General features: G+C 37.6%; 11 protein-coding genes. 4 read left to right on the top strand and 7 right to left on the bottom strand.

Going from position 1 to position 17134, the window contains the following annotated elements:
* Nucleotides 1-44 precede the first annotated feature (44 nt).
* Together AC21OH_RS07255 and AC21OH_RS07250 are read right to left on the bottom strand one after the other, a co-directional pair.
* Entirely contained in the window at nucleotides 45-1895 is a 1851-nt protein-coding gene (locus AC21OH_RS07255) for a monovalent cation:proton antiporter-2 (CPA2) family protein (RefSeq protein ID WP_487370177.1), read from the bottom strand.
* A gap of 27 nt (nucleotides 1896-1922) precedes the next feature.
* The gene (locus AC21OH_RS07250) at nucleotides 1923-2645 is read right to left on the bottom strand and encodes a hypothetical protein (protein ID WP_487370178.1); all 723 of its coding nucleotides are present in this window, start codon (nucleotides 2643-2645) and stop codon (nucleotides 1923-1925) included.
* A 425-nt stretch (nucleotides 2646-3070) separates the two neighbouring features.
* On the opposite strand from AC21OH_RS07250, the gene der reads away from it, so the two are divergent.
* On the top strand, nucleotides 3071-4492 hold the full coding sequence (der, locus tag AC21OH_RS07245) for a ribosome biogenesis GTPase Der (protein ID WP_487370179.1): 1422 nt from the start codon (nucleotides 3071-3073) through the stop codon (nucleotides 4490-4492).
* A 149-nt stretch (nucleotides 4493-4641) separates the two neighbouring features.
* Here the strand turns inward: der and AC21OH_RS07240 are convergent, their stop codons facing one another.
* Nucleotides 4642-5838 carry a D-alanyl-D-alanine carboxypeptidase family protein gene (locus AC21OH_RS07240; RefSeq protein WP_487370231.1) on the bottom strand — a complete coding sequence of 399 codons (1197 nt, stop codon included), beginning with the start codon at nucleotides 5836-5838 and terminating at the stop codon, nucleotides 4642-4644.
* Nucleotides 5839-6210: 372 nt separating this feature from the next.
* Nucleotides 6211-6648 (bottom strand): MCR_0457 family protein, encoded by a 438-nt coding sequence (locus tag AC21OH_RS07235; RefSeq protein ID WP_487370180.1) that lies wholly within the window; start codon nucleotides 6646-6648, stop codon nucleotides 6211-6213.
* 538 nt (nucleotides 6649-7186) lie between these two features.
* On the opposite strand from AC21OH_RS07235, the gene AC21OH_RS07230 reads away from it, so the two are divergent.
* Complete coding sequence (locus tag AC21OH_RS07230) at nucleotides 7187-7972, top strand: peptidoglycan DD-metalloendopeptidase family protein (RefSeq protein WP_487370181.1); 786 nt, start codon at nucleotides 7187-7189, stop codon at nucleotides 7970-7972.
* 102 nt (nucleotides 7973-8074) lie between these two features.
* Here the strand turns inward: AC21OH_RS07230 and AC21OH_RS07225 are convergent, their stop codons facing one another.
* A complete protein-coding gene (locus tag AC21OH_RS07225) occupies nucleotides 8075-9547 on the bottom strand; it encodes a peptidylprolyl isomerase (RefSeq protein WP_487370182.1) in 1473 nt (490 codons plus the stop codon).
* 116 nt (nucleotides 9548-9663) lie between these two features.
* Nucleotides 9664-12696 (bottom strand): LPS-assembly protein LptD, encoded by a 3033-nt coding sequence (locus tag AC21OH_RS07220; RefSeq protein ID WP_487370183.1) that lies wholly within the window; start codon nucleotides 12694-12696, stop codon nucleotides 9664-9666.
* Nucleotides 12697-13198: 502 nt separating this feature from the next.
* On the opposite strand from AC21OH_RS07220, the gene AC21OH_RS07215 reads away from it, so the two are divergent.
* Nucleotides 13199-14554 (top strand): aminoglycoside phosphotransferase family protein, encoded by a 1356-nt coding sequence (locus AC21OH_RS07215; RefSeq protein ID WP_487370184.1) that lies wholly within the window; start codon nucleotides 13199-13201, stop codon nucleotides 14552-14554.
* A gap of 93 nt (nucleotides 14555-14647) precedes the next feature.
* Nucleotides 14648-15418: an N-acetylmuramate alpha-1-phosphate uridylyltransferase MurU gene (gene murU / locus AC21OH_RS07210; RefSeq protein ID WP_487370185.1), complete on the top strand. Its 771-nt coding sequence runs from the start codon at nucleotides 14648-14650 to the stop codon at nucleotides 15416-15418.
* A gap of 189 nt (nucleotides 15419-15607) precedes the next feature.
* Here the strand turns inward: murU and AC21OH_RS07205 are convergent, their stop codons facing one another.
* Nucleotides 15608-16537 (bottom strand): hypothetical protein, encoded by a 930-nt coding sequence (locus AC21OH_RS07205; protein ID WP_491139450.1) that lies wholly within the window; start codon nucleotides 16535-16537, stop codon nucleotides 15608-15610.
* Between the last annotated feature and the right edge of the window lie 597 nt (nucleotides 16538-17134).

Below are 17134 nucleotides of genomic sequence, written 5' to 3'. Positions count from 1 at the left end.
ACGGTTAAAATGCTATTGATTAAAAGTACTATTGGTTTAAACGTTTATGATTGGTGCTTGTTTATACCTACCGCCGTTTCAATTTCGTCTAAATCAAGCTTTTTGCCTTCGGTGTGATCGGCATCAAATAGACTTTCAAGCTCCATCATTGAGGACTGTACAGACTCAATCATTTTGGCTTCGTCATCATATATGGCTTGTTGTTGAGCCAATAACTTATCATCATAATCTCTAAACGCTGTAATGGTCTCACGCGCTTTTTCAGCTGAAATACCCAGTAGCTTTAACGACTCTTTTGACATATCGAGAGAAGATAAATAGGTCTCACGCCATATGTGCTTTACCCCTGCATCGCGCAATCTATAATAGTGATTGCGGTTTCTGGCGCGGGCTAGGATTTCTAAATGAGGATAATGATTATGAAGGTATTGCGCTGTTGAGATAGATCGCTCAACATTATCTATAGCAATGATGAAAATTTTAGCTTTATCTATACCAGCTGTTCTTAATATTTGCGGATTTTGCGGGTTACCATAGTACACTTGGTTACCAAATTTGCGGACAAAATCAACTTGATTTGCTGAGCTTTCAATGGCTGTAAATTCGATATTATGCATACGTAGTACGCGCCCAATAATCTGACCAACGCGCCCAAACCCTGCAATAATCACTGGGTGCTCGTGGTCTGGAATACTGTCGTACTCTCTTGTGGGTTGACGTTTGGCAAATTTAGGCTCTGCAAACTTTTCAAGTAATACAAATCCAAGCGGGGTTAAGGCCATAGATATGGTAACAACAAGCGTCAGTAAGCTTGAGTATTCCTGACTAAGTACGTTTTGATTGGCTGCTGTACCGAATAATACGAAAGCGAATTCCCCTCCCTGCGCTAACGTCACCCCAAGTCGTATACTGGTAGGTAGACGATTGCCTAATAGCCGAGCAATAATACTGATTACCCCAAACTTTATAAACATTAGCGCCAGGGCGGCACTAATGATAATGAATGGGTGCTCCATAATAAGCTTAACATCAGTAAGCATTCCCACAGACATAAAAAATAAACCTAATAACAGACCTTTAAATGGCTCAATACTGGCTTCAAGCTCATGCCGATATTCAGAGTCTGCGAGCAATACTCCGGTCAAAAAAGCACCCAGTGCCATGGACAATCCAATCTGACCCATAAGGATGGACACGCCCATCACTATAAAAAGTGCTACTGCGGTGAGTAGCTCATTTGCACCACTTAGCGCCACAAATTTAAAAAATGGACGCACGACATAGCGACTAACAAAAAAGAGCCCCCCAAAGACTGCGACTACTTTGGCGAAATAGATTAAGTCATAGCTTTGTTCTCTAATTCCTGACAAAAAAGGGATGGCTGCTAGAAGAGGAATGACGGCGATGTCTTGGAACAGCAAGATAGTAAATGCTTCACGACCATGCGTGCTAGACAGTTGCTGCTTTTCATTCAAAACTTGTAGCACAAATGCGGTAGAGGATAACGCCAAACCAAAGCCCACTATAAAAGCAGTATCTAATTTTAATTGGGTAAATTGATATAATAAGCCCATCAATAATAGGCCAGTAATACCCACTTGTAGACCACCGAATACAAAAATTGAACGCCGTAGCGCCCAAAGCCTTGACGGTTGTAACTCAAGTCCAATGACGAACAAAAGCATTACGACGCCAAACTCTGAAAAATGTAGCAGGCTTTCTGCATCACCCGCAACATCAAATACACTGGGCCCCAATAGCAACCCTGTAATTAAGTAACCAAGCACAGTGGAGATATGCAGCCGTTTGCCAAGCGGTACGAGCAATAGTGCCGCACCTAAGAATATTGTCGCTTGTAACATTAAGCCTGGTTGTAAAAAAGAGGCTGCAAACATTAAAAGTCCTTTATCTGGTAGGGTAGTTTATTTCTTTTTATAAACTTTCCAAACGCCATTATCAGCTAACGGATGGGTATAAGCATCGTTGCGTCGTTTGCGCGGTTTTTGACGGCTGTCAACTATTTTAAAATCAGGTAGGGCATGAACAATCAGTCCAGTTCGATAGAAACGCACACGCTCAGGATCTAACATCTCGCCTTTATGATTGCGACAAAATATATAAGCCCTTAAGTCTATAAATTCACGGTGAGCGACTAAACGAGCCGTTTCATCCTGTTCAAACACGCGTTCAAGGCGGAGACATTCTTCAGCGGAGAATTCACCACATTTATCAATCAGTGCTCCCACAGAACCAAAGTTTTTGGACTCTTTTGCGCGGGTTTTGGTCAAGTGGAGACGCTGTACGTGATAAATAAACTGAGGTATCTCTAAACTTGCGGGTAGTGGTAGGTTGTCAGGAGGTAGATATGCTGCTGGGTAAAACTGCATGGCTCTATCTATAAGCGGCTTCCAGCGTTTATGATAGGCTGCTACTTCATCGTAATTACCTTGATATATAGGCATATCACGGACTTGGCGTAAGATGTCGGGCGCAAATTGATTCTCTTTAAAAGCAGCAATATCGGCTTGAAGCGTAGACAGTAGTTCTTTGGCTCGTTTCTGACGCGTCTTTGTATCCCTTGCTTCTGATGTAGGGCTTAAATCGAGATCTACTGGAACAACAAATGGAGCGGAACGTCTTGACATAATTGTACTATCGTTATTAAGAGTAATAAAACCATGTTATCATAACCTAGCGATATAGCATTAATAACTAACGACATTCTATTAAATTTTAATAGGGGTTGTATATACTTAAATTTGCTATCATTTTTAGCTTTTTATTTTTTGTCTGACCATGTTTAGATTGATAATATTTTAACAGATTATGAGTTAGACAATCGGGCAATTTGTACGTATACCTTACTACTCCTTAATCAAAACTCCATCTTTTATTCATAGGCTGAGCATACCCTTATATAAGCTATGTTAACAAACTCTGAACCTACGCTCTGTATAAGCCTTACAGTAAAGTCTTATGGATAACAGCTATTAAAAAAACGTTACGAATATTTATAAACGTCGTTAAGCATTTAAGTTTAGAAACAATGTAAAACCAAGAGAGATAAAAAATGTCCATGAAACCTGTCGTCGCCTTAATTGGCCGCCCTAATGTGGGTAAATCGACAATATTTAACCAATTAACAAAATCCCGTCAAGCCCTAGTCGCTGATCTATCTGGTTTAACACGTGATAGACAATATGGCGACGCCACTTACGACAATAAGTCATTTATTGTCATTGACACTGGTGGTATCGGCGAAGCTGACGATGGACAAGGTAGTATTGATGATTATATGTCGGCTCAATCACACACGGCAATACACGAAGCAGATATGATTGTATTTGTGGTTGATGCGCGCGCGGGCATGGTAGGCGCTGATGCTGACATAGGTAAAATGCTTCATACCCTCGGCAAGCCTGTATTTTTAGTCGCTAACAAAATAGATGGCGTACATGATGCTGCGCCAGCTGAGTTTTATGCGTTAGGACTTGGTGAGCCTTATCCAACCACAGCAAGTCACGGCCGTGGGATATCAAATTTATTAGATGACTTAACAAAAGACATGCCAGAAGATGTCGAAGAAGATCCAGAACAAGGGCTTAAACTTGCCATTATTGGCCGCCCAAATGTTGGTAAATCGACGCTAGTTAATCGTATGTTAGGGGAAGATAGGGTCGTCGTATATGACATGCCAGGCACGACTCGTGATAGTGTTTATATTCCCTTTGAGCGCAATGGCAAAAGTTACGTATTAATCGATACAGCAGGTGTAAGGCGCCGAGGCCGTATTGGTGAAAAAGTTGAGAAGTTCTCGGTCATCAAGACCCTACAAGCCATCAAAGATTCAAATGTGGTGATAGCTGTTATCGATGCTCAAGAAGGCATTGTAGATCAAGATTTGCATATGCTCGGTTATGCGCTTGATGCAGGGCGTGCCATTGTAGTGGCTATCAACAAATGGGATGGCCTGTCAGAGGATAAAAAAGACATGATTCATTCTGAGCTTGAGCGCCGGTTTAGTTTTATACCGTACGTCAAAGTTCATTTTATATCCGCCCTACATGGGACAAATGTGGGGAATTTATACCCCTCGATTCACAAAGCTTATGCCTCTTCAATGTTTAAAGTTTCAACAAGTCGTCTAACCCAAATTTTAGAAGATGCTGTTGCTGCTAATCCCCCACCTATGTCTGGTGGTCGCCGTATTAAACTTAGATATGCCCATTTAGGAGGACACAATCCTCCTATTATTGTGATTCATGGTAATCAAACTGGCTCGCTACCAAAAAGCTATCAGCGGTATCTTGAGAATGAATTTCGTAAAGTATTTAAATTAGAAGGCACGCCTCTTAAAGTAGAATTCAAACTCAATACCAATCCCTATGCAGGCAAGAAGACTACCAGCGCTACTAGTGAGAGAAAAGGGGTGTCAGAAGCCCGTAAGAAACGCCGTAAAATGAAGTATAAAAAAGGTTCACATAAAAAATAGTCTTAAACTAAAATACCCATACATTCTAAACATAACATTCTAAATCTGTTGAATGAAAAGACTAAAAATAAAGTATAAAAAGAGGCGCTGATATTTCAGCGCCTCTTTTTTATTTACAGTAACGACTGTGTTTAATATTAATCAATTAATTAGAAAAGATCACCAAACCATTTAGCAATGTGTTGCCAAGCGCGTTTGAAGATACCTGATTCAGCAACATCTTCAGTAGCTACAACAGGCACAGAAGCGACTGTTTTGCCATCAAGAACCGCCATCATACGACCAATTTCTTGACCTTGTGTCAATGGTGCTTTTATTTCATCTGACATATTAATAACGGTAGTAAGTTTGTCTTTTTGAGTTTTGGTAGTTAAGACTTTGAGCGCCTCACCAGTAGCTGCTTTTACTGAGTTTTTTTCACCAAAATATACAGGCATGTTGTCTACAAATTGATTTTCAGGGGCAACAATCACGGTATCAAAGTGACCATATCCCCAACCTAGTAGTTCACGCGACTGGTCAGCACGATCTTGCATACTGTCTGCACCCATAATGACTGATATCAGGCGCATATCACCACGTTTGCTAGAAGCCACCAAGCAGTAACCTGCTGCATTGGTGTGTCCGGTTTTCAAACCATCTACAGTAGAGTCTGTACGAAGTAGGGCGTTTCGATTACCTTGGGTGATATCATTGAAGGTGAATTCTTTTTCAGCATAAATATCGTAGTATTCACCGCCTTCTTTAATGATAGCGCGTGCTAATAACGCTAAATCACGCGCGGAAGCTTCATGTCCTTCTGCAGGCATGCCAGTCGCGTTTTTAAACGTGGTATTCGTCATACCGATACGCTTAGCTTCTTCGTTCATTAGTTGTGAAAATGCTTGTTCACTACCAGCAATGTGTTCCGCCATTGCTTTTGATGCATCATTACCCGATTGAATAATAATGCCACGCAGCATATCTATAACCGAGGCCTTTGTATTAACTGGAACATACATACAAGATTGATTGCTACTACCACGGCACCATGCATTTTCGCTCATTAGCACCATATCATCTTCTTTTAAATCGCCAGATTGCAGCTTTTTTTCAATAATATGGCTGGTCATCATTTTAGTTAATGAAGCTGGCGGTAGAGGTTGGTCTGCATTCTTTTCAGCTAAGATAACCCCAGTATCGTAATCCATTAATACATAGGCGGTATTGTCCATCTCAGGTGGGTCTATTGCAGCCATAGAGGTGATAGAAGCTAAACCAACGACTGAACCGATTAATGAGGTTTTTACAGTTAAGAGGGTTCTTTTAAGGAGGGTATTGGGAGAAATTGGCTTTTGTGAAAGCATGGTCATATCTAAGACACCATAGTTAGGGATATATAATTTAGAGCACAGTTATTTTCTTTAAGATTTGATCAAATAATGCTGCCTGAACGAGACAATATATTAACAAATTGCCTTAGTGGGTAAAACAGAAATTTAAAAAGTTTTGATAGTATTGATAATATTAAGAGTGCTTTATAAAATGTTGTCTTTTTAGCCAGCCTATTTAGAGACTGATTAAACATAGAGACTGGTTATCAAATGGAGACTGGTTATGAATATCTAATAAAAAAGGATCAGCTACTCTATAACTGATCCTGATGCTTGATTTATTACATTAGGCTCGTCAATGTTTTGTTCATCAAAGACATGTTAAATAAAACGCTGTTGAGAACTCTATTGTAGTTTAGCATTAGCAAGATCTGTACATAAGGCCAAATTTTCTTCATGTGAAAAGCCCATTGTCCAATCTCGCATACTGCTTAATACCATTTTATAGTCTTGCTGAGTAGACAAATAATTTATTGCAGCGGCTGGATTATTAATGGACGCAGGCAACATTTTTTTTAACTCTGCATTATAGGTACGGCGAAAGTTAACACTCTGAGCAGGCGTTAACATCGAAGGGCATACTTCTGATAATACTTGCAAAACAGCAATTTCGTGTTTGGTCGCATTGGCTCCAGCAAGATCTAGAGGAATAGTAGTCTGATTGGCAGCTTGAGCAGACATGGAAGCACAAAGAGCTATAGCGCCAAAAGCGGCACCAAATTTGACTTTAGAAACCATTTTATGTGTCATATTTTTGAATGAATGAGTTATAGAATTTTTCATAGTATCCACTGTTTTCGCTTAAGTTTGAACCATACTTATATTCTAATCTATTCATAAAGTTACTGGTTATGAAAAATTATAATCGGTTATGAAAGATTATAATATTTATATGATTAAAATACGTCAGTATGTCATGATGTTTTGAAGAATTTAAAAAAAGAAATTTAAAAGTTAGCCAGTCTATCGTTATTATTCTTTATTTAGTGATTGATATTAGGTCGTCCTCAATATTAATACAATTTAATATAATTGTATTTTATATTAATTGAACATGGTTTTAATTTGATTACTTTTAACGATTATTTAATTTTCATAAATAGGTTTTCAATTATTATGACATCGTTTTGTGTACGGGATGTTTAGCAACTGTGACTTATCTTTTTTAAATGCGTAAATCATATGTCTAGAATATAAAATTTTAGTAATGTTACGCTTAATTTACTAGGGTAGATAGAAATTTTATCCATATTAATTATAATACTATGAGTGACAATGGTATGATAGGCCATTAAAAATATTGTTCCTATAGGAGATCTCCATGTCTAAGCTAATTAATTTAGACAACACCCCTTCATTTATATTTAAAGCTTTAGCAGCATCATTGCTCGGGTCAACGATACTGCTAGCCGGCTGTGCGACTAAGCCTACATATAATAGTACTGGACCCAAGGTTCAAGTGAATGCTCAAGGCATTCCTAATATGTATAAAGTGAAACGAGGGGATACGGTTAGTGATATTGCCGCCAGATATGGTTTAAACTATAGACAGATCGGTGCATTAAATCGTTTAGATAGTCGCTACACCATTTATACTGGACAATGGTTAAGTTTGTGGGATGATGGTAATCGCACCGCTCAGAACAATCCACCTACGCGTCGCCCCACCTATACACCACCTCAGACTAGACCTGTAACACCCGCGCCTGTACCTCAGCCAACACCTTCGCAGCCATTGAATCAAGGCTATATTTATCCTAGTACCAATTCGGTCATCAAAAACTATAATGCCAATGCTGGCGACATGGGCATGTGGTTTGGTGGGCGTGTTGGAGATCCTATTGTTGCGAGTAACGCAGGTACGGTTATGTATGCTGGTAATGGACTTCCAGAATATGGCAATCTCATTATGATACGTCATGACGATCGCTACGTTACAGTATATGCACATAACAATCAAATGTTAGTTAAAGAAGGGGATCGTGTCCAAAAAGGGCAACGTATTGCTACGATGGGCAGTTCTGGACAAACCAATCAAGTGGCATTGCAATTTCAGATTAGAGAAAACGGCAAACCAATTGACCCTAAAGCCGTCTTAAATTTCTAGAAGTACAGTTACTACGATGCATAAATACTAAAAAGAAGGCTTCGCAATTTGCGAAGCCTTCTTTTTTAACGCACTAAACGCAAAAAATTAAAATAACAGACCCTAGTTATAAATACGGATAAATGCGTTAGCACGAAGTTCTTGCAACCAGTCTTCTTGTGCTTGTACTGCTAGACGTTTATAAAGCGTATCTCTAGCCATTTGACGCGTCAATTCATTGGTCATGTCCTTTTGACGTGTATCTTCAACTTTTAATATGTGCCAGCCAAACTGCGATTTAAAGGGGGTAGAGTAGTCACCTTTTGGGGTACGTAGCATCATAGCTTCAAATGCAGGTACCATATGACCCTCGCTTACCCAATCTAAATCACCACCACGACCAGCCGATCCTGGATCATCTGAGTATGTCGCAGCCAATGATGCAAAGTCTGCATCACGGCGGAGTTGTTCATATAAATCATTTATTTTTTGTTCAGCAATCGTACCGCCAGTAATATCATCAGGCTTTATTAGAATATGACGTACTTTCCACTGCGGCACGAGCATACTGTCATTACCACGCTTGTCTACCAGTTTGATTATATCGATACCTTGTGGCGTGATTTGAGGCTGTGTTACCTCGCCTTCTGATAAATTGGTGATACGCGTCGCCATATCTTCTGGTAGTCCAGCGGCAGGATGATAACCCATATCGCCACCTTGGATTAAAGCGGCGTAATTTTTGGCAATACCTGCAGACACAGCATCGAGGACACTTTGTACATTATCAGTAGATTTTAGTTGTTGTTGGATGTTTTGAGCGATTTTCATCGCTTGTGCTTTTTCATCATCACTAATGCGGCTATAATCATCGCTAAAAGGAACTCTGATATGAACCGTACGGTATTCGGTGTTTTGTAAACGTTGTCCTTCTGGAGATGCAAGTAAAGCATCGACATCTTGTTCACTAATACGCACACGATTAGCAATTTGACTCTGTTGCAATGTTCTTAGTGATTCTTCTTCAATAATTTCGGCACGCAACTGGGCATAACTACCAGGCTTGCTAGAATCTAAATTTTGCTGAAATCCAGATAAAGAGTTAAACCCTTGTGATTGAGCAATTCTAGCTAGCGCTTGATTAACTGTTTCAGAATCAGGTCTTATACCAGCACGCTGTACCAAATCTAGCTGTAAGGTTCGTATAATTAACGAGTTTAAGACATCATTTTGAATTTGAGCTGTACTCGGCATGGGCTGACCTGCAGCATTGAGCCTAGCTTTAGTTAATTCTAACGCGTCTTTTAAATCGCTTTTCAGAATTGGGGTGTCGTTGACTAAAGCGACTATACCATCTTTACTGCGTCGAACTGATAACGCGTTAGAGCGCTGCTGCTCCGTTGAACTACTTATATTTGAACCGTCTTGCTGTACATTTGATGTTTGTGCGTTGGAGGTTACGGCATGCGTAGGCGCTATTAGTAAACCTAATAAAGCACTTGCTAAAATAGAGGTTTTAAAATATTTTGAGGCAGTCTTAATTTTATATTTTTGAGGGTGCTTTGCACCATATGTCGTCTGATTTAGCATTGTCATAATTTGCCTGTATTTTATTCGTTAAGTTTAATATTTAGTAGGGGTATTTGCAGTCAGTTTTAAGTTCAAAAACTATGAAGAGTTAATTAAGATAAAGGGCTATTTAACCCAAAGGTTTATTTAACCCAAAGGCTATCAACAGGTTCAAATCCTAGTATCTTATCATCTAAGTGCCTGCTCAAACGACTATTTCTACTCCCCAATCCATTAATTCTAAATTCGCCCATAATGGCTCGCGTCGGTTCGTCTTTAAGGTTTAAGTCATTATAGTAGCTGCGACCATAGACTGAGAACCCATAACAGCAATCTTCATAATCAATACCAAGCGTGCTGTCGATAAACTTATCATTTCTACTATCGAACTGGGTTTGACCCATTACTCGCCAATTACTATTAATAGGTATTACCGCAGATGCAGTTAACGCTGATAATTCATCTTGATCAGTTACTTTGTCTTCTTTACGTTCAATAATACCAACATTAAACAAACTATTAGGGGTAGGCCGATATCTTAGCTGACTGGTGATGTAGTTGAGATCATTATCAGAGTTTAGCGCACCATTAAAATCAAACCATATATTGCGATATGGCTGAACACTACTGCGCCAAGCAACACCAGTTGAGTCTGCATCGAAGGTATCGTCGTTTGGTTCTAGTTTAACTTTAGGCGATTTTATAAAAAACTGATCACCAATACTACCATCAAATCGAGTCACACCTACGGCATCAACATAACGATAATTGAAGCCAACTGCAAGAGAGTTACTATCATTCAACCGATCATGACCCAAAAACCAACTGTCAGAAAATAGTTGATCATAACCATATGATGCCACCCTAGTATCAAAGTTTGGAAGAGTTGATTGGTCTTTGTAGGGTGCATAGGTATACTTAAGACGCGGGCTAAGTAAGCGGTACCCACCCAGTGTTCGGTCAAACCAACCAAAAGGTGAGCCGGCCTTATAAAAATCCAACCCCGAGTCCAAACTAACTTGAGGAACAAAAACGGCTTGATCCCTATCTTCTTTAGCAATATTTTGATCGATGCGGCTCTCTTCATCATAAGCGGTATATAAACTTCGCAAACTTACTTTAGGGATAACATAGCCCCAGCTTTTATCAAAGGGGTAACTAAAACTAATGTCATTGTATAGCCTAAAGCCGCTTTTCTCACTCTCTGATCCATCGTTAATAGATTTTTTAAAGTAAGCAGAGTCATTCGTGCCTTCAATGACTACATTATTAAATGGCCCTTCAAAAGTAGGAATACGGTAATCTACAGTGAACTGTGGTAAACGTGAATAAGGCTTATCTTTATCTTCAATGACATTGCCTTGCGCATCTTTTGCATCCAAAGTCTGGAAAGTTTCGACTTTTAACTGAGTGTCAATATATTCATTGATATAGTTAACCTGAGCGCGTCTCGGTAAGTTTAACTGATTATCGACCACGCCAAAATCATCAAAATCATTTAAGTAATCAGGGTCTGATACATAACTATAGACTGCATTAGCAGTTAGTCTTGGAATACTATCAGATGCCCAGTCATGAGTATAAAATACGCCTTTACGGTCTTTATCCTCATATTCCTTATCATTCGGTAGATAGGCGGCTGTCAATGTCCCTTGACCATAATGCTCCGTCAGATAACGCATCTCTCCAGTTAACATGGGATTACGACTGGTATAGATGTCAGTCGTTAATGTCGCATCATAATTTGGCGCTAGATTCAGGTAGTATGGTACGCCAAGCCTAACCCCTGTATCACTATCAATCCTAAGGCTTGGGGTTAATATACCGCTACTGCGTCTGTCATCAATAGGGAAGTTGAAATAAGGTAAATACAATACAGGAACAGAACCTAATCTAAAGGTTGTATCATAGGCTTCACCGCGGCCGGTATCGGTATTTAAATCAATTTGCTGAGCTTCTAACTGCCACTTCCTATCATTAGGCGGGCAAGTTGAAAACATGACTTTATCAAGCTCGTACAAACTATCGTTAGGTTTGTTTAATTGCTGTGCATAACCATGAGCCTGCATGCCAATACTAGCAAAAGCGACATCATAAGCAGTTGCTCGATTGTCTTTAGTACTAAACGCTAGTTCATCAGCGACAGTTATAAGACCTGAATTATTTGTCTTAGTATGTGACCCAACGCGCTCACTATCATTTCCATTATGCTCACCATTTAAGTTATTTAAATCATCAGCTTTATCGGAATTAGAACCCACACCGGCAAGTAGTACTTGACCTTTAGCACCTGCAACACCACTGTTAAGATCGAGGTTGAGCGCATCTGCAACTATCAGTTGACCCTCTTGTATGACTTCAACATTACCAGCCAGTTCTACATAGGATTCATTGTCATAGTATGCGTAATCGGCTTGAGCATATAAAGGCAATCCTTCGTCTGTAGATAGGCCATCATTACGTTTGGCGCGCTTAATGGCTGCATAATAATCAGAGTTAATTGATGCTTCGCCACGTGATGTATTATTATTAGATGCATTGCCATTTGACTTGTAGTTTGCGTCCGCAGGGCTAATCCATACGCCCTCACAGCGATAGGACGATGTACCTTGATCTATGAAATCAAAAACATTGATATCCGCTACAGGTGAAACTTCATTGGCATCAATAATGGTGTCAGCCTCGACATCATTAATCCTGTAACCATGAGTAGTGTTAGGAGTACGTTCTCTTAATTCATCCGCCTGCTGCTGATAAAATTGTGATAAGCGTTCAAGACTCTTCTGAACTTTATCTTGATTTAAAGTTGTTGAGAGTTGTTTGGCATTATCGAGTTTATTACTAAATGATTTAGTATCCGAGTCATTTAGGTAATCTGAGTCATTTGGATTATCTGAATCTAAACCAGTTTGTTGAGACAGACTACTTTCATCTGTATTTGGCTCATATAACTGTCTATCAGCTAAGGATTGAGTCTCTATAGGTCTATTAATTGAAGTTGGATGAGTATGTTGATTTTTTTCCAAACCATTTACAGGACTTATAATGGCGCCGTACGCACTAGGCACACTAATAAGTATAGGTAAGCTTAATACGAGCGAAGTTTTAGAATACGAATGAAAAACAGTATCGTAGCAAATACGCCGTATACTTTGATAAAGCAATGAGTAAAACAAAGAGTTACCTTATTGAATCTTCAATTAAAATAAAAACAGACTCAATAAATCTAAAGAGTCATCTAAATATGTAGTCTATAATTATTGTAGATTATGAGTATAAAAAATGTATATGTATATCATCTTTTTAAATTTTGCTGATTATTTATGCAATATATTTGGGTGGAATACATCTGTACATGCTACATCCATGTTTTAAAAAGATACGCTTATATTATATAACCAATTTTTATCATCAAATCCCAATTAAATGCATTATTGGCAATTTTATTATATTAATACTATGAAACGCTCATATAAAAGTTTTGAGCAATATCGTATCATAGTCAAAAAAAAATATATCAGCTACACTATAATCGTTTCATTTTACGCCTTCTTTGCCAAATTGTTAATTAGATTGATTTGCATGAGAGGTTTAAATAAAGAAACAAAATTTATAGCTTTTATTATAATTTAAATCTTAAAAATTTATGAAGGTTAATATTCTCAAAAGCCTTAGGTTATGACTACAACTACTAAAACGCCGGATAACATGACATCAAATACTCAAAACAATATTAGCACTTATCATACTCAAGAACGGTTTGAAAAATTAGAAAGGTTTGTGCAAGCTGCTTTTTCTAATCTTCATATCAAAATTAAAAGTCTGCCTGGTGATGCAAGCTTTCGTCGGTATCATCGTGTTTATTTAAATGAAGATGAATTTAGCGATAGTTTAGCTAAAAATGATACCAATCCAACCACTACTAATCAGTCTAATCGTACTATTTCTGATCGAATTAGTTTAAATGTTGATTCTAGTACCGAATCAAGTAGCCTTTTAGACCCAAGCTATATCGTTATGGATGCGCCGCCTCAATTAGAATCAATTGAAAGTTTTGTAAGAATTGCAAAGCTAATGAATGATAAGATTAATGTACCCACATTGCTAAAAAATGACTTAGAAAATGGGTTTTTGATATTACAAGATTTTGGTAATACTGAATTTGCTCATCTTGTCGCGGATGCTAAGGTGAAGCAGGAGCATACAAAAATTGATGAATTGTATCGCTGGGCGATTGATTGTTTAATTGATTTGCAAGGTATTGATACTCAGTATGCTAAAAAGAAATTTGGAGTACAAGATTATGATAAGTCAACTTTACAACGAGAGATAGACTTATTTACTGAATGGTTTTTACCCTATATTGGTATTGAACTAACTGATGATATTAACTCAAAATTAGCATTATTTAATACGCATTTGATTGAAGATATTTTGAAGCAGCCTACTGTCGTTGTACATCGGGATTATCACAGTCGTAATCTTATGCTTGATCAGTATCACCACGAGGCGTTGGGCGTTATTGATTTTCAGGATGCACTTATCGGTAGTTATGTATACGATTTAGTATCCTTAGTTCGTGATGCCTATGTTGATTGGCCTGAGATGCAAATTGATAGCTGGGTTGAGTATTATTGGCGACAAGCTAAGCAGTTAAATTCTGATCAACCTGATCCTAATCAAACCGCTCTTAATCAAACCGCTCATAATCAAACCGCTACTAATCAAAATGAATCAACTCACCTTGATTTCATGGATAACATAACTTTAGAAACTTTAATGACGGATTTAAATCTCGTTGGTATTCAGCGTCATTTAAAAGTATTAGGGATCTTTATAAGATTATCTGAACGTGATGGCAAGTCTCGATATTTAGCAGACATACCTAAGGTTTGGCGCGATCTTATGCTTGAATTAAGATGGTTGAATGAACGTGCGAATGAAGATATCAAGTCATATATCAATCCAATTTATACGTGGTTAAATGAACAAGTTGAGACTAATTTTGATAACAAGTTTTCTAAGCTTAAGTAAAAGATCTAAAAACCCTTATCCAATGATATTTGATAGGTTTGTAATAACAATATTTTTAATAAAACTAGGAACACACCCTAATTAAGGTTAAATATGACTTCTAAAAATTCATCAGCTTCAACACCTAAAGCTTCACAGCGTATCAATCAAGCGATGATATTGGCTGCAGGTAAAGGAACGAGACTTAGACCGTTGACGTTAGATACGCCAAAACCTTTGATACAAGTAGGTGGCCAGCCGCTAATTGTTTGGCATATTAAAGCTTTAAAAGCTATAGGCATTACCAAAATTGTGATTAATACCTCTTGGCTTTCGGAAAAATTAATGAAAGCGATAGGTGATGGAAGCAAGTACGGTGTTGAGATAAGTTGGTCTATTGAAGATGATGAACCTTTAGAAACAGCGGGAGGTATTGCAAAAGCGCTACGCACTCACAAATTAAGTCTTGAGCCATTTATACTCATTAACGGTGATGTTTGGACTGATTTTGACTTTTCTGTATTAACGTCTTATAAAATGAATGCAGATCAAAAGGCTCATCTAATAATGACTATTAATCCCCCTCACAACAAGAAGGGTGATTTTGCGATCAATAATGGATTGGCCAGTGAAATAGCGGTTGCCAATAGTCCTAAATATACGTTTGCTGGTATCAGCGTGATATCACCAGATTTAGTCGAGGGTATTGCTGAGGGTCAAGCAGCACCATTAGCACCTTTGCTTAAAAAATCAATGTTGAAAATGCAAGTGACAGCCCAGCTCTTGGACGCGAATTGGATAGATGTAGGTACTGAGGAACGTCTGGAGTCTGTCAATCAATTGATTGATTCAGGTAGTGCAGCATTACATGCTGGGCGTCCATAGACTATTTGAACCCTAGTCGTATAGCCATTCATTTATTCTATCTCTTACTTATATGTTTGTGATTATGCGGCCTTTCACTTATATGGTGTTTAGTTAATTGACCTTTAATTAATTTGCCCCTTGCAAATCGTTTTCACCATCGATTGTTATTTTCGTATTCGTTATTGAGTTCGAATTATGTGATTCGTTTTATTTAGCAGCTACTTCGCTTGGCTTAGCTGATTCGCTAGGCTTAACTACTTCGCTTGACTTATCAACGGTATTATTAACTGATTTCGACTTAGATACTGATGATTGATTTGTAGGAGATTGGTCATCATTTAATTCACCTTTGTTTAATTCAGTATTGTAAGAATTGTTGATAGAATCATGGATAGAGCTGTCGATTGAATTGTTTGTTGAGCCACTACTTTCTAATCTTTTTTGTCTTAAATATTGCAATCGTGCCGTTTCTCTTTCAGCTTTTATTTTATTCATCTTCTCATCTTTTACTTGAGCGATACCCTCACTAATTTTATTATTTATATCTTCTACCTCTTTTGCTGTTTTCTCATATTCCTCATCTATAGTGATGTCAGTTGAATCCCGACTGGGTAAGTCTCTATCAAGTAGTAATCTTTCGTTTGGATTAGTGTTTTGACGTCTATTCACAATCAAACTTTGTGCAGTATTAGGTTGCTGATTTGAAACAGATGCATTGTTTAATTGAGATGCTTTTTCTTGTTGAGAGGTATTGGCTCTAACATTTAAATCATTGGAATTAATAGCAGGTGTTTTAGGTGCAATCCCTTTTTTAGATAAGTTATCTGTTTTTATAACAGTTTCTGCATTTTCACTATTTACAGATGACTGAGTAGCTTCAGAATTAGGCACTTGATCATTTAATAATTCTGTAACCTCTTGATGGTTTATTTTAGTAGAGGTAGATACACCATTCTGATCTATTTCTACTTCGCTACCAGTTTTAATGGGCTGCTCAGTATTCACTCCTGTTTCGAAGTTATTTGATATGTCAGCGCTCGATCCGGTTTCTTTATTTTGATTGAGGACAAAGCCTACAATTAAAACTATATGCAAAGTTATTGCGAATATGATTGCTGGAAGCCATTTTTTTAACATAAGTTAATTCACTTGGTTTTAATACACATTTTCGATTCAGTAGTTATCTTTGTTGAATACTTATCAACATTTGCGATTGTTAGCTGTTTATATGTCTTTTTAATAGTATACCCATAACTTATTGCAAATCCTTTCTTTATATAAAACTCTATTCTAGTAATGCATTTAAGCTTAGTATTAATCCTAAATAGTAATTCTCTTTTCAAATATAAAAATTTTGAAATATTTTCATCGGCTTAATTTTGAACATATCTTAGCAAAGTCCTAAAACTTCATTTTAATGTTCAAAATACATAAATTCCTGATTTAATAGAAAAATCAGCTTAGTTTTTAGGCTTATTAATGTTGGCAAGTTGTTTCTAAAATTAGATGGATTAAGATTTAAGATTTTTTTAAATTTTTTGATTTAATCAGATTTATTTCAAAAATTTCAATTCTATACAGCCCCTAATATTGTTCACTCTTTAATATTCAGTTACGTATTAATGTTTTACAGGTGTTTAATAAATATTCACCAAGGACTATACTCTCGCAACGAGGGGGTTTTATTATTTATCATAATGTACAAGAAATTAAAAAAGCAATTTGATATAATCC

The organism is Psychrobacter sp. CX10, from assembly GCF_057621575.2.
This window is presented reverse-complemented; position numbering and strand designations above follow the sequence as displayed.